The organism is Ralstonia sp. Ralssp135 (genome assembly GCF_047304345.1).
Taxonomy (GTDB): Bacteria; Pseudomonadota; Gammaproteobacteria; order Burkholderiales; family Burkholderiaceae; genus Ralstonia; species Ralstonia chuxiongensis.
Map to the genome: position 1 here is coordinate 26,249 of NZ_JBGLYZ010000003.1, position 23,791 is coordinate 50,039.

General features: G+C 62.4%; 19 protein-coding genes and 1 other RNA gene. 15 read left to right on the top strand and 5 right to left on the bottom strand.

Going from position 1 to position 23,791, the window contains the following annotated elements:
* Window positions 1–93: 93 nt before the first annotated feature.
* The 6 genes from ACCD03_RS03710 (at window position 94) to ACCD03_RS03735 (ending at window position 4,362) form a co-directional block, all read left to right on the top strand.
* Complete coding sequence (locus ACCD03_RS03710; protein ID WP_325653989.1) at window positions 94–1,308, top strand: YbfB/YjiJ family MFS transporter; 1,215 nt, start codon at window positions 94–96, stop codon at window positions 1,306–1,308.
* 75 nt (window positions 1,309–1,383) lie between these two features.
* A complete protein-coding gene (locus ACCD03_RS03715; RefSeq protein WP_413410900.1) occupies window positions 1,384–2,169 on the top strand; it encodes a class II aldolase/adducin family protein in 786 nt (261 codons plus the stop codon).
* Between the two features lie 55 nt (window positions 2,170–2,224).
* Entirely contained in the window at window positions 2,225–2,413 is a 189-nt protein-coding gene (locus ACCD03_RS03720; protein WP_004629375.1) for a 4-oxalocrotonate tautomerase, read from the top strand.
* Window positions 2,414–2,444: 31 nt separating this feature from the next.
* Entirely contained in the window at window positions 2,445–3,491 is a 1,047-nt protein-coding gene (locus tag ACCD03_RS03725; RefSeq protein ID WP_253536638.1) for a threonine aldolase family protein, read from the top strand.
* A 14-nt stretch (window positions 3,492–3,505) separates the two neighbouring features.
* A complete protein-coding gene (locus ACCD03_RS03730; RefSeq protein ID WP_413410901.1) occupies window positions 3,506–4,087 on the top strand; it encodes an NUDIX domain-containing protein in 582 nt (193 codons plus the stop codon).
* A 47-nt stretch (window positions 4,088–4,134) separates the two neighbouring features.
* Window positions 4,135–4,362: a sulfurtransferase TusA family protein gene (locus ACCD03_RS03735; RefSeq protein ID WP_024976289.1), complete on the top strand. Its 228-nt coding sequence runs from the start codon at window positions 4,135–4,137 to the stop codon at window positions 4,360–4,362.
* 93 nt (window positions 4,363–4,455) lie between these two features.
* On the opposite strand, the gene ACCD03_RS03740 is transcribed toward ACCD03_RS03735, so the two are convergent.
* The gene (locus ACCD03_RS03740) at window positions 4,456–5,088 is read right to left on the bottom strand and encodes a LysE family translocator (RefSeq protein WP_325653991.1); all 633 of its coding nucleotides are present in this window, start codon (window positions 5,086–5,088) and stop codon (window positions 4,456–4,458) included.
* 271 nt (window positions 5,089–5,359) lie between these two features.
* On the opposite strand from ACCD03_RS03740, the gene ACCD03_RS03745 reads away from it, so the two are divergent.
* From ACCD03_RS03745 to ACCD03_RS03785, 9 genes are all read left to right on the top strand, one after another.
* A complete protein-coding gene (locus ACCD03_RS03745) occupies window positions 5,360–5,695 on the top strand; it encodes an RcnB family protein (protein ID WP_045204525.1) in 336 nt (111 codons plus the stop codon).
* A gap of 189 nt (window positions 5,696–5,884) precedes the next feature.
* A complete protein-coding gene (locus tag ACCD03_RS03750; protein ID WP_413410902.1) occupies window positions 5,885–8,341 on the top strand; it encodes an ExeM/NucH family extracellular endonuclease in 2,457 nt (818 codons plus the stop codon).
* 190 nt (window positions 8,342–8,531) lie between these two features.
* Window positions 8,532–10,985, top strand: a complete 2,454-nt coding sequence (locus ACCD03_RS03755) for an ATP-binding protein (protein WP_413410903.1) — start codon at window positions 8,532–8,534, stop codon at window positions 10,983–10,985.
* A 329-nt stretch (window positions 10,986–11,314) separates the two neighbouring features.
* The gene (locus tag ACCD03_RS03760) at window positions 11,315–11,920 is read left to right on the top strand and encodes a fimbrial protein (RefSeq protein ID WP_045204522.1); all 606 of its coding nucleotides are present in this window, start codon (window positions 11,315–11,317) and stop codon (window positions 11,918–11,920) included.
* A gap of 83 nt (window positions 11,921–12,003) precedes the next feature.
* Window positions 12,004–12,750: a molecular chaperone gene (locus ACCD03_RS03765; RefSeq protein WP_045204521.1), complete on the top strand. Its 747-nt coding sequence runs from the start codon at window positions 12,004–12,006 to the stop codon at window positions 12,748–12,750.
* Between the two features lie 216 nt (window positions 12,751–12,966).
* Complete coding sequence (locus ACCD03_RS03770; RefSeq protein ID WP_413410905.1) at window positions 12,967–15,429, top strand: fimbria/pilus outer membrane usher protein; 2,463 nt, start codon at window positions 12,967–12,969, stop codon at window positions 15,427–15,429.
* A gap of 71 nt (window positions 15,430–15,500) precedes the next feature.
* The gene (locus ACCD03_RS03775; RefSeq protein WP_045204519.1) at window positions 15,501–16,493 is read left to right on the top strand and encodes a fimbrial protein; all 993 of its coding nucleotides are present in this window, start codon (window positions 15,501–15,503) and stop codon (window positions 16,491–16,493) included.
* A gap of 151 nt (window positions 16,494–16,644) precedes the next feature.
* Window positions 16,645–16,887 carry a FimD/PapC C-terminal domain-containing protein gene (locus tag ACCD03_RS03780; protein ID WP_045204518.1) on the top strand — a complete coding sequence of 81 codons (243 nt, stop codon included), beginning with the start codon at window positions 16,645–16,647 and terminating at the stop codon, window positions 16,885–16,887.
* 56 nt (window positions 16,888–16,943) lie between these two features.
* Entirely contained in the window at window positions 16,944–17,948 is a 1,005-nt protein-coding gene (locus ACCD03_RS03785; RefSeq protein ID WP_413410907.1) for a fimbrial protein, read from the top strand.
* Window positions 17,949–18,076: 128 nt separating this feature from the next.
* Here the strand turns inward: ACCD03_RS03785 and ssrA are convergent.
* The 4 genes from ssrA to ubiG form a co-directional block, all read right to left on the bottom strand.
* Window positions 18,077–18,433, bottom strand: a transfer-messenger RNA (tmRNA) gene (ssrA, locus tag ACCD03_RS03790).
* 32 nt (window positions 18,434–18,465) lie between these two features.
* A complete protein-coding gene (locus tag ACCD03_RS03795; RefSeq protein WP_413410910.1) occupies window positions 18,466–22,242 on the bottom strand; it encodes a DUF748 domain-containing protein in 3,777 nt (1,258 codons plus the stop codon).
* Between the two features lie 119 nt (window positions 22,243–22,361).
* Window positions 22,362–23,051, bottom strand: a complete 690-nt coding sequence (locus ACCD03_RS03800) for an HAD family hydrolase (RefSeq protein ID WP_413410911.1) — start codon at window positions 23,049–23,051, stop codon at window positions 22,362–22,364.
* On the bottom strand, window positions 23,048–23,764 hold the full coding sequence (gene ubiG, locus ACCD03_RS03805; RefSeq protein ID WP_253536652.1) for a bifunctional 2-polyprenyl-6-hydroxyphenol methylase/3-demethylubiquinol 3-O-methyltransferase UbiG: 717 nt from the start codon (window positions 23,762–23,764) through the stop codon (window positions 23,048–23,050). The genes ACCD03_RS03800 and ubiG overlap by 4 nt, the downstream gene beginning before the upstream one ends.
* Window positions 23,765–23,791 lie beyond the last annotated feature (27 nt).

Here is a 23,791-nt window from a genome sequence, read left to right on the forward strand (position 1 = left end):
CAAATGCTAATGGGTTCGTTCAATATAATTCATTTTTCAGGATGGACGGCCTTGCGTACGATGAAGTGCCGATTTCCTCATCCAGGCCCTTCCATGGAGCACACGCTGTCGTCTACCTCTGCCTCGTCCGTCGCCCATTCGCAGCGGGCCACCGCATGGCGCGTGGCGATTGCGGGCATGGTGGCGCTGTCCGTGGCGATGGGCATCGGCCGCTTCGCCTTCACGCCGATCCTGCCGATGATGCTTCACGACGGCAGCCTGACGTTGGCGCAGGGCAGCTGGCTGGCAACCGGCAACTACCTGGGCTATTTCGTTGGCGCGCTGGCCTGCATGGCGGTGCGCGGCGACGCGGCGCGGCTCATCCGCACCGGTCTGGTTGCGACGGTGCTGCTGACTGCCGGAATGGGCGTGCTGCAAGGGCAGCCTGCGTGGCTTCTGCTGCGCTTTGCAGCCGGCATGGCCAGCGCGCTGGTGTTTGTCTTTACGGCGGGCTGGTGCCTTCATCGGCTGACCGAGCTGGGCCATGCTGCGCTCGGCGGCATCATTTTCTGCGGGCCGGGTCTTGGCATCGCCATTCCAGGCTTGGCGGCAAGCGGCATGGTGGCGCTGGGTTGGCACGCAACGTCCGCATGGATGGCGTTTGGCGTGCTGTCGGCGCTGCTTTCGGCGGCGGTGTGGTCGACCATCCGACCAGAAGCGCATGCGCATGCCGCTCCGGCGCCGGCTGCATCCGGCACGGCACCCGGGCTGGATGCGCCCACCAGCGCGCTGACGATCGCCTACGGCCTGGCGGGCTTTGGCTACATCATCACCGCCACGTTCCTGCCCGTGATCGCGCGCAAGGTGCTGCCGGCGGGTTCGGTCTGGCCCGATCTGTTCTGGCCGATGTTCGGTGCGGGGGTGGCGCTCGGGGCGTTCCTTTCCACACGGATCAGCCTGGCGCGCGACAACCGCTCGCTGCTGGCCACGGCCTACGCCATGCAGGCGGTTGCTGTGACAACCAGCATCGTCTGGCCAACGGTGGCGGGGCTGGCGCTTTCCAGCACGCTGCTCGGCCTGCCGTTCACGGCGATCACGCTGTTCGCCATGCGCGAGGCGCGCCGGCTCTGGCCGCATGCCGTGCCGCGTCTGATGGGGCTCATGACGGCCGCGTATGGCATCGGCCAGATCGTCGGGCCGCCGCTTGCGAACCGTTTGTTTGCGGCCACGGGCGGCTTCAATGCATCGCTGGCCGTGGCAGCGGTGTCGCTCGTGGCGGGCGTGGCGACCTTTCTTGCGGTCAAGCGGGCGGCACCGGCGCGTGCGTGATGCGCGGCATGTGATGGCGTGTGCAACGCGCCCAGCGCACCCGTTCTAGAATGCCTCCTCCATTGGAGGAGCCCCATGTCTTTTGCCCTGCGCCCCGATGCCGTCACGTCCGGCGGCGAAATGAGCCAGGCCGAGCGCGCGGTGCGCGTCGATCTTGCCGCCGCATATCGCCTGGCCGCGCTCAACGGTTGGGACGACCTTGTCTACACCCACCTGTCGGCCACCGTGCCGGGCGAGCCTGATCACTTCCTGATCAACGCTTTCGGCCTCGCGTTCGACGAAATCACCGCATCCAACCTGGTCAAGATCAATGGCCGCGGCCAGCTTGTCGGCGATTGGCCCGACGCAGCTACGCGTCCGTCCGTCAACGTGACGGGCTTCGCATTGCACGCTGCCGTTCACGCTGCGCGGCCCGATGCGCAGTGCGTGATCCATCTGCATAACACGGCGGGCATTGCCGTGTCGGCGCAGAATCATGGGCTGCTGCCGCTGTCACAGCATGCGCTGCGGTTTCACCAGCGCATTGCGTATCACGATTACGAAGGGCTTGCCTTTACGCCGGAAGAGGGCATGCGCCTTACCGCGTCGCTTGGCAATCATTTCGCGATGCTGCTGCGCAATCACGGCACGCTCACCGTCGGCCGCACCGTGGCGGAAGCGCACGTGCTGATGGCCACGCTCATCAAGGCATGCGAGATCCAGATTCAGGCGCTCGCTGGTGGCGAGGTCGTCTCGCCCGCGCCGCAAGTGGCCGATCGTGCGGCAGAACAGCTCGAAGATGGCGGCGCCATTGAAGGCATGATCGAGTGGCCGGCGCTGTTGCGCAAACTGGATAAAATCGACGCTTCATACCGTGACTGAGGCAACTGACACATCTGCCGCGACTGTCAAAGCGATTCACTAAATAGGAGACCCCATGCCGACTTTCCATATCGAGATGTTCGAGGGCCGCAGCGTTGAGCAGAAGCGGAAGCTCGTCGAAGAGGTGACGCGCGTCACGTGCGAATCGCTGGGCTGCGCGCCGGGCGCCGTCGACATCATCATCACCGACATCAAGCGCGAAAACTGGGCCACCGGCGGCGTCCTGTGGTCCGAACAGAAGTAACCCGTCTTCCACTCACATTTGCCGGCCCGCCATGCAGCCCAAGCAGCATTTCGCCTCAGACAACTACGCGGGCTTCTGCCCGGAGTCTCTGAAGTATTTCCTGGAGGCCAACGGCAGCGGCCATGAGCCGGCCTATGGCGATGATTCCTGGACGCAGCGCGTGTGCGACCGCATCCGCGATCTGTTCGAAACCGATTGCGAAGTTTTCTTCGTCTTCAACGGCACGGCGGCCAATTCGCTGGCGCTGTCGTCGCTGTGCCAGTCGTATCACTCGGTGATCTGCCACGAGCTGGCGCACATCGAGACGGACGAATGCGGCGGTCCAGAGTTCTTTTCCAATGGCTCCAAGCTGCTGACCGCCAAGGGCGAGAACGGGAAGCTCACACCGGACGCGGTCGAAGCCCTGGTCACGCGGCGCTCCGATATTCACTACCCGAAGCCGAAGGTCGTTTCGCTGACGCAGTCGACGGAAGTCGGCACCGTCTACACCGTGGACGAGGTGCGCGCCATTGCCGCGATTGCCAAGCGTCGCCAGTTGCGCGTGCACATGGACGGCGCGCGTTTCGCCAATGCGGTGGCGTCGCTCGGCGTGCATCCGTCTGAGATTACGTGGCGCGCCGGCGTGGACGTGCTGTGCTTTGGCGGCACGAAGAACGGTCTGCCGGTCGGCGAGGCCGTGGTCTTCTTTGATCGCCGCTTGGCCGAGGACTTTGCCTATCGCGTCAAGCAGGCAGGGCAACTGGCCTCGAAGATGCGGTTCATCTCGGCACCTTGGCTGGGTTTGCTTGAAAACGACGTGTGGTTGCGCAACGCGCGTCACGGCAATGCGATGGCGCAGCTTCTGCATGCGCGCATCGCCGATGTGCCAGGCGTGCGCATCATGTTCCCGACCGAATCGAACGCCGTGTTTGCCGAGTTGCCGGTACCCGCCATCGAGGCGCTGCGCGCACGCGGCTGGCGTTTCTACACATTCATTGGCGCCGGCGGCTGCCGCCTGATGTGCTCGTGGGACGTGGAGCCCGAGACGGTGGAAGCCTTTGCCGCCGACATCCGCGCGGCCTGTGAGCAAGCTGTCTAACGCATCTCTCTGCCATGAGCTTCGACTACCGCTTCTGCCCCCAATGCGCCACGCCGCTCGTCGAGCAACACAACGCCGGCCGCGTGCGCATCGCGTGTCCGGTGCCGGACTGCGGCTTCGTCCACTGGAACAATCCGTTGCCGGTCCTGGCGGCGGTGGTCGAGTATCGCGGGCAGATGTTCCTCGCGCGCAACGCGCTATGGCCCGAAGGCATGTTTGCCCTCGTCACCGGCTTTATGGAGCGCGATGAAACGCCGGAAGAAGGCATTGCCCGCGAGCTGAAGGAAGAGACGAACCTCGACGCGCAATCGATCTCGCTGATCGGTGTGTATGAGTTCATCCGCAAGAATGAGCTGATCATTGCGTACCACGTGGTGGCCGATGGCGAAATCGCGCTGTCGGAAGAGCTCGTCGAGTACCGTCTGAAGCCGTTTGAGAAAGTCCGCCCCTGGACGGCCGGCACCGGTTATGCCGTCGCTGATTTCCTGAGCGCGCGTGGCTTGCCCGTCAGCTACATCGACATCCGCACCGGCGAACCCGCCGACCCGCCGCCGCGCCAGTGGCAGCCGACACGGCTCGTTACAATCACGGAATAACTGATGCGAGCGGCGCTGCGCCGCTTGCCCGTACCACTGAGGAAGACATGGAGTTTCAGAAGGAAATCGACGCGCGCGGCCTGAATTGCCCGCTGCCCATCCTGCGCACGAAGAAGGCGCTTGCCGACATGCAAAGCGGCGACGTGCTCAAGATTCTTGCCACCGACCCCGGCGCCACGCGGGACTTCCAGGCATTCGCCAAGCAAACCGGCAACGAGCTGCTGGAGCACAGCGAGCAGGACAAGGTGTTCACGTTCTATATGCGCCGCCGCTGATCTGACAGCGCGTTCAATGAAAACGGGGCGATCCGGCCAAACCGGATCGCCCCGTTTTCATTGGTTGCGAATCGTTTCTTGAATTGGGGTGGCTTACTTGCGTGCTTCCATTGCCATGCGCAGTGCCAGGCTGGTCAGCACGGTGCCCATCAGGTAGCGCTGGACCGACAGCCAGCTCGGCTTGCGCGAGAGGAATGCCGCGATGCTGCCCGCCGTGGCCGCGATCATCGAATTGATGGTCACGCTCACGCAGATCTGCGTGAGCCCCAGACAGACCGACTGCACCAGCACGCTGCCGTGCGCCGGCTCAATGAACTGCGGCAGCAGCGACAGATACAGCACCGCCACTTTCGGGTTGAGCATGCTGGTCAGCAAGCCCATCGTGTACAACTTGCGCGGGCTGTCCACCGGCAGCTGCCGCACCTGGAATGGCGCGCGGCCACCCGGGCGCACGGCTTGCCAGGCCAGATACAGCAGGTAGATCGCGCCGCCAAAGCGGAGCGCATCGTAGGCAAACGGCACGGCCATCAGCAAGGCTGTGATGCCGAATGCGGCACACAGCATGTAGAAGACGAAGCCCGTGGCAATGCCCGCTAGCGACACCAGCCCGGCGTTACGCCCCTGACAGATCGAACGGGAGATCAGGTAGATCATGTTCGGGCCGGGCGTCAGCACCATGCCGAGGGCAACCAGGGCAAAGGTGAGCAGGTTGGTGAGGGTAGGCATGGCGGGCTCGATGTCAGCGGCAAGGACGAAGAGCTTGCAGGCTAGCACCCGTGGTCAATCGCCCAACAGGTACAGAAAAACACAAAATTCGGCAATTCTGTATTGGTTCTCCAAGGAGAGCCAACCGCGACCGTTGGATAACGCACGCGGCGCACAGCGCACAAAAAATCGTCTGTTACATCCTTAACGCGGTTTGTCACAGCCTGTAGCCCGGTGCGGCATAGAGTGGAAACAAGGTTCGGCATGTCCGGACGCTTTAAGGGAGCACTCCATGCAAAAAACCAAGTTCCTGATGTCATTGATGCTGGCTGTATCTGCGCTCGCGCCGCTAGCCGGCCATGCGCAAGACCGCGATCACCGCTGGGACCGCGACCGCCACGACGAGCGTGTCGACGTGGATCGCCGCGCCGATCGCGAAATGGCCCACCGGTGGAATCGGGGTGAGCGCATTCCACCTGAATACCGCGATCGCCAATACATCATCGACGACTGGCGCGAGCATCGTCTCTCGCCACCCCCGCGCGGCTATCACTGGATCGGTGTGGACGGTGGCTACTATCTTGTGAGGCCGGACGGTCTCGTCTTCAATGTGACGATCGGCGGCTAGTTGCTGATCCGCTGAGAGAAGAACCCGCGACTGCGAAAGCGTCGCGGGTTTTTCATTTTTTGGTGAGAGCGGGCATCTGGGAGGGGGTGCCTTACAGAATGCTGAATGGTCGGTGGCCGCGCGCCATGCATACGTCATCGGCGTTGTTGAAGGTATGCCGAATCCATTCCCTCACCCCCTGATCCCCCCATGCGCCCGCATTTCCTCATTCCCGCCGTGCTGTTCACGGTGTTGCCTGCTCATGCCGAGCTCCTCATCAGCGAGTACGTAGAAGGCAGCTCGAACAACAAGGCCATCGAAATCTACAATCCGGACGCCGCAGAGGCCGATCTTTCGGTCTACAAGATCGAGCAGTACAACAATGGCGGCAGCACGCCCACCGCGTCGTTTTCGCTCTCGGGCAAGCCGGCCCCGGGCGCCGTGCATGTGATGGCGCACAGCACACTGGCCAGCGTGCTCGGCGCCCGCGTCAATCAAACTGCGGGCTTCTCCTTCAACGGCGACGACGCGCTGACGCTCACCCGCTCTGGCGTTGTTGTCGATCGCATTGGGCAAGTCGGCTATCAACCGCCGTCCGGCTTCTGGGGGACGGCCAGCGCCGGCACGAAGGACCACACGCTGCGCCGCAAAGGCACGGTGAAGCAGGGCGATACGGCAGCGACTGCTGCTTTCGATCCGTCCCTCCAATGGGATGCGTTCAACGTCGACGACTTTTCCGATCTGGGCTTGTACAACGGGCAGGGCACCGTCACGCCACCGCCGGCCGCTGCCGTGTGCGGCGCCGCAGCAACGCATCTTGCGGATGTGCAGGGCGCGAGCGTAACTTCGCCGCTTGCTGGACAGAACGTTGAAATCGAAGCGGTCGTGACGGCTGATTACAGCGGCACCAACGGTTTCAACGGCTTCTTCGTGCAACAGCCCGATGCGCAGCGCCGCAGACTGCCGGGCGTGTCTGAAGGGCTGTTCGTCTACGCGCCCGGCGTCACCGCCCGTGCGGGTGACCTCGTCCACCTCGTCGGCAAGGTGGAGGAGAAGTACGGCCAGACGCAGTTGACGCTAGCCACCAACGGCATCGCAAGCTGCGCCAGCGGCAACAGCGTGACGCCGGTCGAGGTGACATTGCCTGTGGCCGATGCCAAGGCGTTGTCGGCGTATGAAGGGATGCTTGTGCGCTTGCCGCAAACGCTAACGGTGAGCGAGACGTACGAACTCGGACGCTACGGCAGTCTGCTCCTCAGCAACGGGCGCCTGCCATTGCCCGCCAACGTGGCCCCAGCCGGGAGCGGGGCCGCGGCCCAGGCTGCAAGCAACGCGCTGAACCGCATCGTGTTTGACGATGGCTCCAATCAGCAGAATCCCGCCAGCGTGCGCTACCCGGCGCCGGGCCTGTCTGCGGCGAATCCCGTGCGCGCCGGCTATACGGTAAGCGGTATCCAGGGCGTGCTGGAAATGCGCTACAACGCTTGGCGCCTGCAGCCCCTGCCAGGCGCGGCCGCGCCGGCATTCAACGCTGCCACGAACCCGCGTGCGGGCGCACCTGCACGCCACGCCCAAGCCGATGTGCGCGTCGCCTCGTTCAACGTACTGAACTACTTCAACGGTGACGGGAAAGGCGCTGGCTTTGATGATCCAACCAACCGGGGCGCTAAAACACGGGCCGAGTTCGAGCGCCAGGAAGCCAAGATCGTTGCGGCCATCCGCGCCATCAATGCCGATGTGGTTGGCCTGATGGAAATCGAGAATGACGGCTACGGTGAACTCAGCGCCATCCGCCACCTAACAAGCCAGCTTGGCGCCGACTGGCGCTACGTCGATCCTGGCGTGCCGAAGCTGGGCAGCGATGCGATTACGGTGGCGATCGTCTACAACAGTCGCACCGTGGAGCCCGTCGGCATTCCGGCCACCCTGGTCATCGATAACAAGAATCGACAGCCGCTGGCGCGAAGCTTCCGACGCATCGGCGGCGCGCAGAACTTCACCGTGGTCGTCAATCACCTGAAGTCCAAGGGCTGCACCGGGGCGACCGGCAGGGACGCCGACCAGGGCGACGGCCAGAGCTGCTGGAACCCCACCCGGGTGCGCGCTGCCGGTCTGATCGCCGACTGGCTGGCGACCTCGCCAACCGGCGTGCCTGACGTAGGCAAGCTGCTCATCGGTGACCTCAACAGCTATGCCAAGGAAGACCCCGTCTTGCTGCTTGCCGACAAGGGATATGCCGACATGGTGGAGAAGTTCGTCGGCAAGGATGCCTACAGCTACGTCTACGGCGGCGAATCCGGCTACATCGACCATGCGCTTGCCACCTCCGGCTTGGCCGAGCGTGTACGCGCCGTGCACGAGTGGCATATCAACGCCGACGAACCGATTGCACTGGAATACTCGTTCGCATACAAAAGCGCCGAGCAGCAACAGGCGTTCTACGCGCCGGACGCGTACCGGTCGTCGGATCATGACCCGGTGCTCGTCGACCTCGCGCTCGATACGCAGGCGGCCGGTGGCGGCACGAGTCCGGAAGGCGATGCGGCGGCGGGTGCGGCCACGGGCAGCATAGGGGTGGGGGGTGCCGGTGCGGTGGACCCGATCCTCGGGCTCGCACTGGCCGCTGCTGCGGTAGCCTTGGCGCGGCGTCGTGCGTGTCGGTCTTGAGCGTCCGCGCTCTTCCTCGGGCGACGCGCGGCAACTCCATCACCAGTCGAATCGCATCCGTGCGCTTGCTGACCGTTCGACACGGCCTTAAGGTCGTTTCCGGCCATCCGGCTCGGGACTGAATTAAGCTTCTGAACTGGCGCGATCAGCAACATCGCGAACCCGACGCGCCGATGCATTCGATTCCGATATGGCGACTGGGGATGATGTGAACAATGTAGCGACGGCGGTGCGCGCGCTGATCCTGGGCGTATGGCTTGGCTTGATGTCCGCCGGCAGCCACGCGGCCGCGCCTTCGCTATTTACACCGGAGGAGCAAGCCTGGGTGGCCGCGCATCCGGTCGTGCGTACCTGCGTCGATGCGCACTGGCGCCCGTTCGAGTTTGTCGAGGCCGGAAAGGTGGTCGGCATGGTTCCATCGTTCCTCGATGCAATTGCCGAACTTAGCGGGTTGCGCTTCGAATACGTCGATGGTGCGTGCTGGAACGGCTCGGCTGCGGCATTGCGGTCAGGCAGCGTCGACATGTTGCCCGACTGGGGCAAGCACGATGACGTGGTCCCTCACCGAGAGGGCGTCATCGCCAGTACGCCGTACTACGTCGGCACAATCGCAATCGTCACGGCCGAACGTGAAAACCTGTTTGCCGGTGCCACGCAGTTGGCCGGCAAGCGCATCGCAATCAAAGGTGGCGGTGGCCTTGAACTGGCAATCCGCCACAGCGGCGTGCCGGTGAGGTTGCAGACGTTCCAGAATGAGTCCGATGCGCTGGACGCCGTCGCAAACGGCGAGGCCGACGCCGCGCTCGGGACTGACGCGTCGATCATTCCGCAGTTGCAGCGGCAGTTCCAGGGCCGGCTTTTTCTCTCGGGAAGTCTCTGGGACCGGCCCTATGCGCTGGCGATGGTCACGCGCGAGGACAACCCTGTGCTCGCGTCGATTCTCAATAAATCGCTGACCGCCATTCCAGTATCAGACGCTGACGCGATTCGGCGCCGATGGCAGGAAACCACCGACTACGGCGCACCGTCGCTCGCATCGATCCTGCATTACCGTTGGCGGCAGGTCATCCTCGTTACGGGTGTCGTTCTGGCGTTTGCGGTGCTGGCGTATGTGCTATGGCGCGCGCGTGTTGCGGCCGTGCGCAGCGAGCGTGATAAGGCGATGTTCCTCGCGTTCATCAGCCACGAAATTCGCACGCCGATGCACACCATTCTTGCTTCGCTGGAACTGCTGCAGCGCTCGCAGTTGACCGGCCAGCAAGCCAGTCGTGCCGACGCCGCCGTCTCGGCATCGGAAACGCTCTTGGCGCTGCTTGACGATGTCCTCGAATATTCGCGTCTCGAATCTCACAGCGTGACACTCGCGCTTCAGCCCACGACGATCGGGCAATGGGCCGAGCAGACCCTTGACATGGTCCGTTGGCGTTCAGAGGAGAAGAAGCTTGCGTTGTCGCTCGATCTTGCCTGCGCGCCCGATTTCAGCGTGGAGATCGACGCCATGCGCGTGCGGCAGATCGCTCTGAACCTGCTGGTGAACGCGATCAAATTCACCACGGCCGGCAAGGTCGTTTTCCGCGTCGACTATCTGCCCGGAAAGCGACGCGGCATCGGAACGCTCGTACTTGAGGTCAGAGACACGGGCATGGGCATTCCGCCCGAGCGCCAGCGGAACATTTTCGAGCCGTATGCGCGCGTGGAAAGCCCAGGCAATCGCGGTGCCAGCGGCACGGGGCTGGGTTTGTCGATCTGCCACGAACTCGTCGAGCTGATGGAGGGCGTGATCACCGTCAGCAGCAGCCCCGAAGTCGGCACGGTGTTCACCGTCATGTTGCCGACACGCGAGGCGCACGCAGAGGCGGCATTGCCGAACGCTGCAGATGCATCGCCGGCGTCTGCGCCCCTCGCGATATCGCCGAAGGCGCAAAAGACGCTGTCGCGGGAATCGAAGGAAGGGCCGCTTGTCCTCGTGGTCGATGATCACGAGGCGGTGCAACATGCGATTCAGCATCAGTTGGACGCACTGGCTTGCCGGTCTGCCATTGCCGGCACCGGCGAGGCGGCGCTCGAACAGTTTGCGTCAGCAGCGTTTGACATGGTGCTGCTCGACTGCAATCTGCCAGGCATTGATGGATATACCGTCGCGCAGCGCATGCGAGAAATCGAGCATGAGCGCGGAGGCGAGCGCACGCCGATTGTCGCCATCTCGGCTGCGACCGACGACGCGCACCGTGTGCGGTGTTTCGACAGCGGCATGGACGGTGTGCTCGGCAAGCCGCTGCGCCTCGCCGCGTTGCGGGAACTGATCGAGCTCTGGTGTGCTCATGGTGATTCCGCCCCCAACGCGGAGTCAATGGAGCACGACGTGGCGCCGTCGGCGGACGTACTCGCGATCTATCGACAGACCATGAAGACCGATCTTGAGATGCTTAGCCAGGGCATCGCACATCGGGATATCGAGCAGGCACGTCGAGCCGCTCATCGAATTTCGGGCGCTGCGGCCGTTGTGGAAGATCGGCAGACGCGCAACCTGGCCAGTGAACTGGAACGACGTCTTTCGACCCCGTCCAGCGACATCAACGCGGACATTCAGGCGCTCTTCGTAGAGCTCCAATCGCTGCACCGGGCGGAAACCCCAGACGCCTGATCCTTTCCCTCAGGGGGTCGGCCTCGCCCTGATCCTGCATTCCCGCATATGCGCTGTTCGCCTCTCCTGCGGCGGCGTGCGCGGCATTCCTCCGTCTCGACGGCCCAATCAGCGGAACCGCCGCATTTACAACGAGAAAGCCTCTGCACGTAAGGGGCGCCGGTCTTCATCGTGCAGACCAAACGCATCAATTCAGGCTGCTTTTCAGAGCAGTCTGATATGGCGCGCCCGCCTCGCTTGGAATACTTGCGCCTGCCTCATTCGATAGGCATTTCTTCTCGACCAAGTCCCGGCACCTTTCTGCTGCGGTCTCATTTAAGGGTAAGTCAATGAAAGCAAAACTGTTCCTGGCGGGCGTCGCCATGTCTGCTCTGTCCTCCGTCGCAATGGCCGCCGATCCGGTCGATCCTCCGGTGGTAAAAGAAACGGTGGACGGCGTCATCAACTTCCAAGGCACGATTTTGAACGACACGTGCAAGGTGTCGTCGACCACGGGCGACGCAGGCGCCATCAACGTGAGCATGGGCAACATCGCCGCTGACGATATCGGCACGCTCGCTGCGCCGAAGCGTCTGACGAACGGCGCCGGCGCGGCCAACTTTGATGTGGTGTGCAAGAAGGGCGCCAAGGTCAGCATGAAGTTCGCCGGCAAGGCCGCAGAACTGAGCGCCGACAAGAAGACGCTGCGCGTGAACAACGGCGCCACTGCCGACGGTTTCGCCCAGGGCGTGAGCATCGCCGTGTACGAAGGCACGGGCGCGAGCGCGAATGCGTTCGATCTGAGCAATGGCGACCTGCTGGCACAAACCGAAGTGCCGGAGGGCGGCGGCGCCATCAACGTGCGCTTTGCCGCTGCTTACGTGGCTGCCGACGCCACCAAGGTGAAGCCGGGTATCGCAAATGCAAGCCTGCCGTTCACGCTGAGCTACGAGTAAGCCAAGCGCCAGCCACCCAGGCTGGCTTCAATCGGCAGCGGCGCTCGTCCGCTGCCGCCTCTTTCTTCAAGGCAATTCCGGATATGAAAGCAAAACGATTCGCCGTTGGCGCGGCGTTGGCGTGCGCGTTGGCTGCGTCCGCGAGTCACGCCAGTATTTCCCTAGGTACCACGCGGGTGATCTTTGATGGCAAGAACAAGGAAAGCTCCGTGGTCGTTATCAACGAAGGCGCCGATGCGCTGATCCAAGCCTGGTTGGATCCGCTTGATGACGCCGGCAACACGCAACTGCCGTTTGCGATCACGCCGCCGCTGGCCAAGGTTGGCGCCAAGCAGCAGCAACTTCTGCGCGTGCTTTACGAAGGCGTGGGCATGCCCGCTGACCGTGAGTCGGCCTTCTGGCTGAACGTGCAGGAGATTCCCCAAACAGCCAGCACCGACAACGTGTTGCAACTGGCTGTGCGCCAGCGCATCAAGGTGTTCTATCGGCCCACCGGTTTGCGCGCCGATCCGCTCAAGGCACCGGCAAGTCTGCAATGGCAACTGAACCAAGATGCAGGTAAAGGGATGCTGCGCTTGAGCAACCCGAGCCTATATCACGTGACCGTGGTGGACGCCAAGCTGCACGCGGGCAACGCGGATGAGCCCGTTGCCGACGCCAAGATGATCGCGCCCGGTTCCACGCTGACATTGCCCGTCAAGCTGCCGGTCGGCCATGCCGCCGCACCGGAACTGCGCTACGAAGTCATCAATGACTTCGGCGGCCGCGAAAGCTACCGCGTCACCCTGCACGGCAGCCAGCCGAGCACGCCGGTTTCCGCCGGCAACTGATCGACCCAGTCGAGCCAATCGATCCAGCCTGCATGGGTTGGATCAGCCCGCGCCCATTCGTAGCGGAGCTTGCCTATGTGACACCCCCGATTCTCAAGGCCAAAAGCGAGCATTGCGATGTCTAAACGCCAGACCACCAAAACGTTCCCTAGAAAGACTGATGGAAAAGCGCCCGCTGCTCGCCCCAGCGCAACCCCGCTGTATCTGGCCTTGTGTATGGCGATGTTCAACAGCGCGCGCGCGGCGGAGGGTGAAACGCTCGTCGCGCGGGCCGATCCGACGCTGCTTGCGTTCAACACCGGCTTTTTGCATGGCCAGGGCCGCCCGGCAGATCTGAGTGCCGTGCTCTCTTCCGGCAACAGCGTGCCGCCCGGTACGTATCGTGTCGAGGTGCAAGTCAATGGCGACCTGGTTGGCCGCCGTGACATCGATTTCTATCAGGATGGCGGCAAAGGTAAGCTGCGCCCGTGCCTGACCGCGCAGATGCTGCAGGACTTTGGCGTCGACCTGAGTGCCATCACGCCGCCGCTGGATCTCAACAGCCAGGCGTGCCTGGACTTGCCGCATTTGATGGACCAGGCCTCTGCCGATTTCGACGCCGGCAGGCTGCAACTCAACCTGAGCATTCCGCAGGCATTTCTGTCGCGTGCCGCGCGCGGCTATGTGGACCCCGCCTTGTGGGACGAAGGCGTCACCGCTGGCTACGTCAACTACCAGTTCAGCGGAAACTACGGCCACGGCCGCGTTGGTAATGACAGCAGCAGCTATTACCTTGGCTTGCAGAACGGCGTGAACATTGGCCGTTGGCGTCTGCGCAATGAATCTGCGCTGACCGGCAGCAACGACGGCCGGACCCGCCTCAAAAGCAATCGCACGCTGGTGCAGCGTGATATCGACGTTATCAAAGGGCAGCTGACGCTTGGTGAGCAGTATTCCGACGCTACGCTATTCGACAGCGTACGTTTTCGCGGTGTGCAAGTCGGCTCAGATGACGGCATGCTGCCCGACAGCGAACGCGGTTACGCGCCCGTCATTCGCGGTCAGGCGGCCACCAATGCCGTGGTCGAAGTGCGGCAGAGCGGCTACGTGCTCTACCGCGCCAACGTGCCGCCCGGCCCGTTCCAACTGACCGACATTTTTCCGTCCGGCTCCAACGGCGACTTGGAAATTACGGTCATCGAAGCTGACGGTAGCAAGCATGTCACGCATCAGGCGTTCTCCAGCTTGCCGCTGATGCTGCGCAAGGGCCGCCTGAAGTACAACTTCGCGGCGGGCAAGTACGATGGAGACCAGGGCGCATCGCCCAATCTGGTGAGTGGCTCGCTCGTCTACGGCCTGACCGACAACAGCACGGTGGCCGGCGGTTTCCAGGCCTCGCGCGACTTCCAGGCCGTCAACCTGGGCGTGGGTACAAACACGCCTGTTGGCGCGCTGTCGGTGGACTTCACGCAATCGAGCAGCCGGGCGCAGGGCAAGCGCGATACCGGGCAGAGTGTGCGCATCTTGTATGCCAAGACCTTCACGCGCACCAACACCAACTTCACGCTTGCAGCCTATCGCTACTCCACATCGGGCTATCGCACGTTCAACGACCACGTTAACGACCTGAGCAATACCGACGGTGTGCAATCCGGCCGCAGCCGCTCGCGCATCGACTTGACGACCAGCCAGGACTTAGGCGGGCCAGATCGCAAATTTGGCAGCGTCTACCTGAACGTCAGCCAGCAGACCTATTGGAACCAGCCGGGCTCCAGCCGCAGCATCAGTGTCGGTTACGGTAATAGCTGGAAGCAGCTCAGCTACAACCTGAGCCTGAGCCAGACCAAGGACAGCCGTTTTGGCAGCAACGGCCGCAGTACGCAGGTCATGCTCACGATGTCGATCCCGCTCGGTGGCAAGCTGCAATCGCCGCGTGCCTATACCAACGTGAGCAATGACAGCAACGGCGGCACCAATGTTCAAAGCGGCCTGAGCGGTTATGTGAGCGAAAACACGTCATACGCCATGCAGGCCGGGTATACCAGCCGCGGGCGTGGCGAAACCGGCGGCGCAAACATCACCTACAACGCCGACGCGGGCCAGCTCTCGGCCAACGTCAACTTCGCGCGCGATTACCAATCGGCAAGCGTGGGGGCGACCGGCGCTGTGGTTGTGCATGGCGGTGGAGTCAACCTGAGCCGCACCGTGGGTGACACCTTTGCATTGATGAAGATGGAAGGGGTCAAGGGTGCAGACGTGCGCGCCGATGGCGGCACCTCGGTGGGCCGCAACGGCTATGCCGTGGTTACTTACGCGCAGCCGTACCGCCTGAACGCCTTGAGACCGGACACCCACAACCTGGGGGCGGACGTGGAACTGGAAGACACCGTCAAGCAAGTCGTGCCGCGCCGTGGCGCCATCGTCAAGGCCACCTTCAAGGGGTACAGCGGCCAGCGTGCGCAGTTCGCGCTGCAGCAGGCCGATGGCAAACCGGTGCCGTTTGGCGCCAGCGTGGAAGACGCACAAACCGGGAAACAGTTGGGCATTGCGGACCCGAACGGCAATGCGTTTGTGCTGCTCAACCAAGAGCAAGGCGCGTTGGTTGTCAAGTGGAAAGAAGGCCAGTGCCGGGCGCCCTATGCGTTGCATGCGGCGGAGGCTGGGCGGAATTACCAGCGGCAGACGCTGCGGTGCAAATAAGCGATGCCGCTTCCAATCAGGGGTCAAGAATTGGCGCTCGGATACTCGCGAAAAGATGCAAGGAAAACACGATGGATAAGAAGTTCTCTACTCGATGCTTGAACCGCCTCTTTGGTGGTTTTTGCGTTCTGGTGACGATTTTCTTGGCGACATTCTTTGTTGCGCCAGCTCACGCCCAAACCTGTAAGTTTATCAATGGCCACAATACCCGGACAGTGACGTTCACGATACCTCGCAACCTTAGTATGCCGCGCAATCCGCCAGTCGGGACAGTTGTCTGGGAAAGCTCCACGCAGACGTACTCTGGCCCGGCCGCAGTTTACGAATGCAAAGCAGCCTACAGAACCGGGATAAGGAGTTCGGTCGGTGGGTGGCAAACTGTGGATCAGACCATATTTCCGATCGGCAATACCGGACTTGCGTGGAGTCTAATCGCCAACAACCGGACGATTAAGAGCATATATGGGGCGGGGACGCAGCCAAACGGCGGCGCGAGTGGTTTCGACCGTTGGCAATTCAAGCTTGTAATCAAAGCCATCAAATCGGTTTCGGCCGGCGCCACGATTCCGGGCGGGGACCTCGGCCACTACCGCGTCGAGGAACTCAATGGCCTCACGTTCCAAACGAGCAACTCGGCCAGTGTCAGTGCGCTCAGTTGCAAGACGCCGGATGTCACCGTCAAGATGGGAGAGCAGAACCGCGTGCGCCACTTCAGCGGCATTGGTACGTCGTTGGCACCGGTCAATTTCTCGATTGCCCTGGAAGAATGTCCCGAAGGCATCACGAAGGTGTCTTATTTGCTGAAGCCCAATACGCAAATCGTGGACGCTGCGCGCTCAGTCGTCGCGCTCGATACCACATCGATCGCGAAGGGCGTCGGCTTGCAAATACTTGACGAGAGTGGCAAGCCGGCGGCGCTGAACAAGAAGATTGTTTTTAGCGGCTACGACACGGTTGGCGGAAATTTCAGTATTCCGCTCAAAGCGGCCTATCACCAAACCGCTCCAGTTGTTGAAGCAGGCTCGGCGAATAGCTCTCTGACACTTGTGATGAGCTACGAGTAGCTTGGTGTGCGTGGCAGCTTCGTCGAGCATGGCTGCCGGCGCAATTCATTGATCGGCGTGCTGGTCAATCCAAATAGACACCGTCAAGCAGGTGGTGCCGCGCCGTGGTGCCCTCGTGAAGGCTACCTTCAGGGGCTAAAGCGGCCAGCGTGTGCCGTTCACGCTCCAACAGGCTGACCGCAAACCGGTGCCGTTTGGCGCTAACGTGAAAGACGCGCAAACCGGCAAACAGTTAGGCATTGCGGATCCGAACGGCAATGCGTTTGTGCTGCTCAACCAAGAGCAGGGCACGTTGGTTGTGAAATGGAAAGAAGGACAGTGCAGGGCGCCCTATGCGTTGCATGCCGCAGAGGCTGGTCGGAATTACCAGCGGCAGACGTTGCGGTGCAAATAAGCGGCGCCGCTTCCAATCAGAGGTCAAGCATCCGTGCTCGGATATTCACGAAAGGAATGCAAGAAGACATGATGAAAAAGAAGTTCTCGATTCGATGCGCCAATCGCCTCTTTGGCGGTTTTTTTGTCTGGGTGACGACCGCTTTGGCGACATGTCTTGTTGCGCCAGCTCACGCCCAAAACTGCGCGTTTAATTCTGGTAGTAGTGCCGCAACAGCGACGTACACGATACCCAAAACCCTGAGCGTGCCGCGTAACGCGCCCGTCGGGACGGTTGTCTGGGAAAGCTCCGCGTATACGGTTTACGGTACCAAACGTTACACATGTAAGCTCGGCTACAGAGCCGGGATAAAGAGTGCGGTTGGTTGGTGGTCAACCAAAGACATGACCGAATTTCCGATCGGAGATACCGGACTCGCGTGGAGTCTAATCATCAACGGAACGCCGGTACAGGGCATATACGACGGGCTTGTGCGGGCGGCAGGTCCGCAGAATTTCGACGGTTGGAGTTTCAAGGTATTAATTAAAACAACCAAGGCGGTGTCGGCTGGCGCCGTGGTTCCGGCGGGTATCCTCGGCTACTACAACGTCAATTACGAATTTGATGCCATGACGTTCAAAACGAGCAACGAGGCTAGTGTCAGTGCGCTGAGCTGCAAGACGCCGGATGTCACCGTCAAGATGGGAGACAGGAATCGCGTGCGCGACTTCAGCGGCGTTGGTACGTCGTTGGCGCCGGTCAATTTCTCGATTGCCCTGAAGGAATGTCCCACAGGCCTTAAGAAGGTGTCTTATTTGCTGAAGCCCAATACGCAAATCGTGGACGCTGCGCGCTCAGTCGTCGCGCTTGATGCTGCATCGTCAGCGAAAGGCGTCGGCTTGCAGATACTTGACGCACATGAGAATCCGGTGGCGATGAACGAGAAAATCGTTTTCAGCGGCTATGACACGGTTGGCGGAAACTTCAGTATTCCACTCAAAGCGGCCTATTACCAAACCGCCCCAGTTGTTGAAGCAGGCTCTGCCAATAGCTCTCTGACTCTTGTGATGAGCTACGACTAGCTTGGTGTGCGCGGCTGCTTCATCGATCTAGGTTCAGGTCGGTGGACTTGGCGCGCCAACAAAAAACCCCGCAGAGCCAAGCCCAGCGGGGTTTTGTTGCCAAACGTTGAAGCCGTTTGAAAGGTGTTTGGTGGAGCCGGCGGGAATCGAACCCGCGTCCGCAAGCCCTCCACAGAGAGTTCTACATACTTAGTTCTGTCATTTGATTTAACCGCCGCATCGCGGACGAACACGCTCTACGACGGCGATTCACTAAGTTTTCGTCTCTAGGCCCGTGACTCACCTAAAGCTTATCTGACGTAGATGACCTCGCTAGTCTTTGACCCTAGCCCGTCAGCGAGCCAGTGCGAGGACGGCGGCCCTTAGGCTGCCAGTGCGTAACGTTCGTCGTTAGCAGTTATTGCATTCCCATTGATTAACGAGGTGACGGGTCCTCGGTATGCCCTCCACTGCTTCGCAACCCACGTCGAAACCAGGTCGGCCCCAGTAAGGAAGTGTCGATTATCCCATAGATGGGCTACTTCAGCGAGAAATCAACCCGCGTCGTCTTGCCCTTGTCCTTGACGCCATCCGCGTTGAGCTTGGGGGCTACAACAAAAAGGCGCCCCGGATCCACACGCTCGGCAAGTGCGACATGCACCGCATTCGCCCGACGCTGCGCGAGCTCTCGCAGATCCGCATCCGTCACTTGCACATTGGTTTCCATCAGCTTGCGCATCTCGTCGGGCGGCAAGGATTTGGCCAGCCCGATCACGTTGCGCGGTTTCGGGAATTTGGCGGCTTTGTACGCGCGTTCAAGATACTTGTTCTCTTCTTCCGGCTTGACCGTCGTGTCGGCTTCGGCGGAGTCGCCTGCATCCTTGAGCTTCTGTTCGCGAATCTGGCGGTTGACTGCCTCTCGGCGCAGGCCGTCACGGTCAAATTCCGGGTCGACGCGGCCGACGATATCGACCTTGAGTGCCGGACGATCCTTGAGAGCAGTCGCGAGCTTGTCGAGCTTGGCGACAGACGCCTGGCTGAGGTCTGACGTTCCTGGAACAAACTCGATGTAGCCGAGTTCTTCGCCGCCGCTGCCGCCAAATGCGCTGGCGAGCAAGGAGAACGGTGCCGTCACAGCGCGTGCAATCAGGTTGACGAACGCGCGCAGGATGACGCCGCCGATGCTGAACTGCGGGTCATCGAGCGAACCCGACACTGGCACGCGCACGTCGATTTCCCCACGCGAATTCTTCAGCAGCGCCACGGCCAGGCGCACCGGCAGGTTGGTCGCGTCCTTGCTCTCCACGCGGTCGCCAAAGGTGAGCTGGTCGATGAAGATGTGGTTGTCTGCAGTCAGCTTGCCGCTGTCGAGCAGGTAATGCAGATCCATCGTCAGCTTGCCCTTGGTGATCGGGTAGCCGGCGTATTTGGCGGAGTAGGGCGTGAGGTTGGTCAGCTCCACGCCGTCTGCCTTGGCTGTGAGATCCACAAATGCCGTGGGCGCGAGCGGGTTGACCTTGCCGTGGATGTCCACCGGCGCCGTGCCGTCGACGCTGCCGCGCAGCGTCACGTCGGCAGGTGTCTGGTTGGCGGCGGTGCTGATCGTGCCGATCGAGCCGCCGATGGCCGTGAGGTTGGCGGTGTAGTTCGGTTTGACGAAGTTGTCGGTGAAGCGGATGTTGCCGTCTTGCAGCGTGATGGCGTCGACGCGCAGATCTGCGCCGCCGGCCTTGGGTGCAGGCGCGGTGGCGGTTACGGCCGATGCGGGTGTCGCCACGGGAGCCGAAGCCGTCACAGGGGCCGCAGCAGGAGCCGAAGCTGCGGAGGCAGATGCCGATGCGGGTTCGCTTTGCGTCAGCGATCGGCGCTCCTCGGTCGGCTGCACGCGGATGTCCTGCAGGTTCAGGCGGCCGTTCGGGTTGATGATGATCCGCGCGTAGAACGTCGATAGCGCAACGGCGCCCACCCGCACGCGCGGCGTGGTGCCGTCGTAATTCGCCTGGATGCGGTTGAGCGCGAGCGAGCGCCAGCGCAGGAAGTCGTCCGAACTTACGCGGTCTTGCAGGCGCACGTTGCCCAGCGTCGCGTTGCCCTGGTAGTTGACCGTCAGTGCCTTGCCCTGGTTGAGCACGAGGCGCCCATCCATCGATAGCAGCGCGCTCGTGATTGCCGCATTCAGAGACTTGTCCAGATACGGGTCGAAGCCCGCCAGCGACAGGTTCTGCGAGCTCACACGCAGGTCGGCCTTCAGCGGCTGCGGCACCACCTCGCCGCGCACATCCAGCTTGCCTTTTGCGCCCAGCCCCGCACCAATCTGCACGTTAATGGGCTTGCCGAGATCGGTCGATGCGTTCTGCACGACCACGTTCAGCGGCTCGACACGCACCTTGACCGGGCGCGAATTGGATTGGTCTTCAAAGCCAACGGCACTGTTGTCCAGCTTCAGCGTCTGCACCGTCACAGCCCACGGTTTTTCGGCCGGCGCGTTCGACTTCGTGCTGGACTTAACCGGCGCCGCCGATTTGCCCGCCGCCGGTTGCGGACCATCGAGCAGTGTCAACGTGGTCGTACCGTCCTTCTTGCGCAGCGCGTCGATCTGCAGGCCGTCGGCGCGTACTTCGTTCAGTGCGATGGTGCGGGTGTTCAGGTCGAAGCTCTTTACGTCCGCGCGCAGCAGCTTGGCGCGCAGCGCGGTGTCCTTGCCCGTGGCGGGCGCCAGCGACAGATCGGCCAGGCTTGCGGTCAGCGGCTCCGCGCGCACGTTGAATTTGTCCGGCCCGAAGTCGAGCGCCACCTTGCCGTCGGCCGACAGCGCGCCGTTCTGCAATTGCGGGGCACCCGCCTGGCGCAGATATGGGCCGATGCCGGCCAGCTTCACGCCGTCCAGCTTCAGTTCCAGCTCGCCGGTGTTCTTTTCCAGCGATGTGTTGCCTTTGACATTGAGCGTGCCGCCTTGCGCCAGCTTGGCGCCCACATCAAGCGTGGTCGGGCCGCCCAACGTGCGCACGCCAATGTCGCCGTGGACGTCTTCCAGTGTCAGGTCGGCAGCCGGCTGCGTGGTCGCGTCTCGCCAATGGACCGTGCTGTTCGCCAGTTGCAGCTTGCTGACCACCACGTCCAACGGCTTCGGCTTGGCGGTCGGCGCAGGCTCTGCCTTGGCAGCATTCGCTTCGGCAGGTGCGGGCTTGCCGCCGAGTTGCGCGAAATTGATCGTTCCATCTGCACCACGCGTGGCATCGACGCGCACGCCATCCAGCGTCAGCGCATCGAGGTGGAATACGTTGTCGAGCGGGCGCACGTCGCTCAACGTTGCACGCACCTGTTTAGCGGCCACCAGTGGCGCTTTCGTGGCATCGACCACTTCCAGATTGTCGAGGCCGGTCGTGCCATGCAGGCGCAGGACCGGCGCGCCGCTCTTCGGCTTCTGGAACTCGATTGTCAGGTCGGTCGTCAGTTTGCCTTGCGGCACCGCAACCGGCAGTGGGCCGGGCACGTAGCCGAGGTAGCGGGGCAGATCCAGGCCATCAATCTTGACGTTGAGGTTGGATTCGAGCGAATCGGCAAATGGCTTGGTCTTGCCCGCAAAATGCAGCGGTGCGCCGTCGATGCGCGCTGCCAGCAGCGGTTGCACGAAGATGTCGACATCGGCTGGCAGGCTCGCCAGGAAAGGCACGCCGATCTGCAAGCCATCCACCTTGTGCTCCGTACCGAGCGGCTGGTCGACAAAATCGATGGCGCCGTTGGCCAACTGCAGATTGGCGAAGACGAAGCGCGCCGGCTCGTTCGATTTGGGCTTGGGTGGGTTCTCCGGCTGGCTTAGCCTGTCGACGATATCGGAGAAGTTAAAGCGCTGTTCGGCGGTGCGCACGATACGCACCTGCGGTGCCTTGATGCTGAGTTCTTCAATGACGGGCGCGCGGCGGAAGATCGAACTCCACGACGCGTTCACATGCAGATGGCCGACGTCGACGAACGGCGTTTTGCCGTCGCGCTCGGCAATGTGGAGCTGGTCGACATCAAGCCGCAGCGTGTATGGGTTGATGCTGATCTTGCCCACCGAAACCGGCCGGTCCAGCAGCTTGCTGAGTTGCGTTTGAGCCAGGTGGCGTAGCAGCGGCGGGCCACCGAATGCACCCAGCAGCCCGAACACCACCAGGAAGATCAGCACGCCGATCCCAGTGCGCTTGGTGCGTCGCGATGTACCAACCTGAGCCACGCGTTGCCAGCCTGCCGTAGCGCGCATGCGATCCAACCTTGTGCGCCAGCCGTTGGTATTCGATTGCAGATCAGGGCGCGAATCGGGGGAGTTGCTCATGCTGGTGTCGGTCCGGCCATGGCGTGGCCTACTTCGTCAGTCGGTCGACCGCCACGTCCCCGATGGGAGGCGGCGGTCCTGAAAGATGCGGCGCCCAGGCATTCACCTGGGCATCGTGGTCAAGCGCGTTGCGAATCGAGCAACAGCGGAATCAGCTCGGCCGCGCTCGCAATCAGCGCATCGGCGCGCCATTCCACGGGCGACAGTCCATTACCACAATAGCCGTAACTGGCCGCAATGGTAGGCATGCCGGCAGCGCGGCCGGCTTCGATATCGCGAAGGTCATCGCCTACGTAGACGATCTGCCGTGCTTCGACGCCGATAGATTCGGCTGCGTGCAGCAGCGGGGCGGGGTGGGGCTTGGCATGCGGCGTGGTGTCGCCCGCAACGACACAGGCCGGCGGCACCGGCAACGGCAACTGCGCAACCAGCGGTACCGTCAGGCGGCCCGACTTGTTGGTGACGATCCCCCAGGGGATGCCTGCGCGGCCCAGTTCCAGCAGCACGTCGGCCATTCCGGGAAACAACTGCGTACGCACGCAGATCTCCGCCTCGTAGTTGGCGAGAAACGCCAGCCGTAGGGATTCGAATTCCGCATCCCCGGGCCCAACGCCGAACGCCACGCCAATCAGCCCGCGGGCACCATGCGAGGCAACCGGGCGCAGCGCTTCGTAGTCCACCGGTTCGAGGCCTCGGTCGGTGCGTACCTTGTTGGCCGCCGCGGCAAGATCGGGGGCCGTGTCCGCAAGCGTGCCGTCCAGGTCGAACAGCACCGCGCCCAGCGGATCGGGAAACTGGCGCACGGTCATGCCTCGGCCGGACGGCGCGTCGCCATCAAGTAGTTGACGCTGGTGTCCTGCGTAAGGGCGTAGCGGCCGGTGATCGGGTTGTATTCCAGCCCGCGCATCTCTTGAGCCTGGAGGCCGGCCCCGCGGACGAACGCGCTCAGCTCAGAAGGGCGAATGAATTTGGCGTAGTCATGCGTGCCGCGCGGCAGCATGTTCAGGACGTATTCCGCACCGATGACCGCCAGCAGATACGCTTTGGCGTTTCGGTGAATAGTCGAGAAAAATACGTAACCGCCTGGCTTCACCAATGTCGCGCACGCGCGAACAACCGATGCCGGATCGGGCACATGTTCGAGCATCTCCATGCAAGTAACGACATCGAAGCTACCCGGCTCGCGTGCGGCCAACGCTTCCGCGGCGATCTCCTCGTAATCGACGGTAATTCCCGCCTCGAGGCTGTGCAGGTCTGCGACACGCAATGCTTTGCGGGACAGATCGATGCCTTTGACGTTCGCCCCGGCACGCGCCATGCTCTCTGAGAGGATGCCGCCGCCGCAACCGACGTCGACGACGCGTTTGCCAGCCAGCGGAGCAATTGACTGAATCCAGTCGAGGCGCAGCGGATTGATTTCGTGGAGGGGTTTGAACTCGCTGTTCGGGTCCCACCAGCGGTGGGCGAGTTCGCTGAATTTTTCGAGTTCGCCGGGATCGGCGTTCGCGTGAGTGGTCGTCATATTGCGCTGCGCCAGGGCATATCGGCT

Coding starts and splice junctions, on each gene's coding strand:
- ACCD03_RS03710 (WP_325653989.1), top strand. CDS start 94: ATGGAGCACACGCTGTCGTCTACCTCTGCCTCGTCCGTCGCCCATTCG.
- ACCD03_RS03715 (WP_413410900.1), top strand. CDS start 1,384: ATGTCTTTTGCCCTGCGCCCCGATGCCGTCACGTCCGGCGGCGAAATG.
- ACCD03_RS03720 (WP_004629375.1), top strand. CDS start 2,225: ATGCCGACTTTCCATATCGAGATGTTCGAGGGCCGCAGCGTTGAGCAG.
- ACCD03_RS03725 (WP_253536638.1), top strand. CDS start 2,445: ATGCAGCCCAAGCAGCATTTCGCCTCAGACAACTACGCGGGCTTCTGC.
- ACCD03_RS03730 (WP_413410901.1), top strand. CDS start 3,506: ATGAGCTTCGACTACCGCTTCTGCCCCCAATGCGCCACGCCGCTCGTC.
- ACCD03_RS03735 (WP_024976289.1), top strand. CDS start 4,135: ATGGAGTTTCAGAAGGAAATCGACGCGCGCGGCCTGAATTGCCCGCTG.
- ACCD03_RS03740 (WP_325653991.1), bottom strand. CDS start 5,088: ATGCCTACCCTCACCAACCTGCTCACCTTTGCCCTGGTTGCCCTCGGC.
- ACCD03_RS03745 (WP_045204525.1), top strand. CDS start 5,360: ATGCAAAAAACCAAGTTCCTGATGTCATTGATGCTGGCTGTATCTGCG.
- ACCD03_RS03750 (WP_413410902.1), top strand. CDS start 5,885: ATGCGCCCGCATTTCCTCATTCCCGCCGTGCTGTTCACGGTGTTGCCT.
- ACCD03_RS03755 (WP_413410903.1), top strand. CDS start 8,532: ATGGCGACTGGGGATGATGTGAACAATGTAGCGACGGCGGTGCGCGCG.
- ACCD03_RS03760 (WP_045204522.1), top strand. CDS start 11,315: ATGAAAGCAAAACTGTTCCTGGCGGGCGTCGCCATGTCTGCTCTGTCC.
- ACCD03_RS03765 (WP_045204521.1), top strand. CDS start 12,004: ATGAAAGCAAAACGATTCGCCGTTGGCGCGGCGTTGGCGTGCGCGTTG.
- ACCD03_RS03770 (WP_413410905.1), top strand. CDS start 12,967: ATGGCGATGTTCAACAGCGCGCGCGCGGCGGAGGGTGAAACGCTCGTC.
- ACCD03_RS03775 (WP_045204519.1), top strand. CDS start 15,501: ATGGATAAGAAGTTCTCTACTCGATGCTTGAACCGCCTCTTTGGTGGT.
- ACCD03_RS03785 (WP_413410907.1), top strand. CDS start 16,944: ATGCAAGAAGACATGATGAAAAAGAAGTTCTCGATTCGATGCGCCAAT.
- ACCD03_RS03795 (WP_413410910.1), bottom strand. CDS start 22,242: ATGAGCAACTCCCCCGATTCGCGCCCTGATCTGCAATCGAATACCAAC.
- ACCD03_RS03800 (WP_413410911.1), bottom strand. CDS start 23,051: ATGACCGTGCGCCAGTTTCCCGATCCGCTGGGCGCGGTGCTGTTCGAC.
- ubiG (WP_253536652.1), bottom strand. CDS start 23,764: ATGACGACCACTCACGCGAACGCCGATCCCGGCGAACTCGAAAAATTC.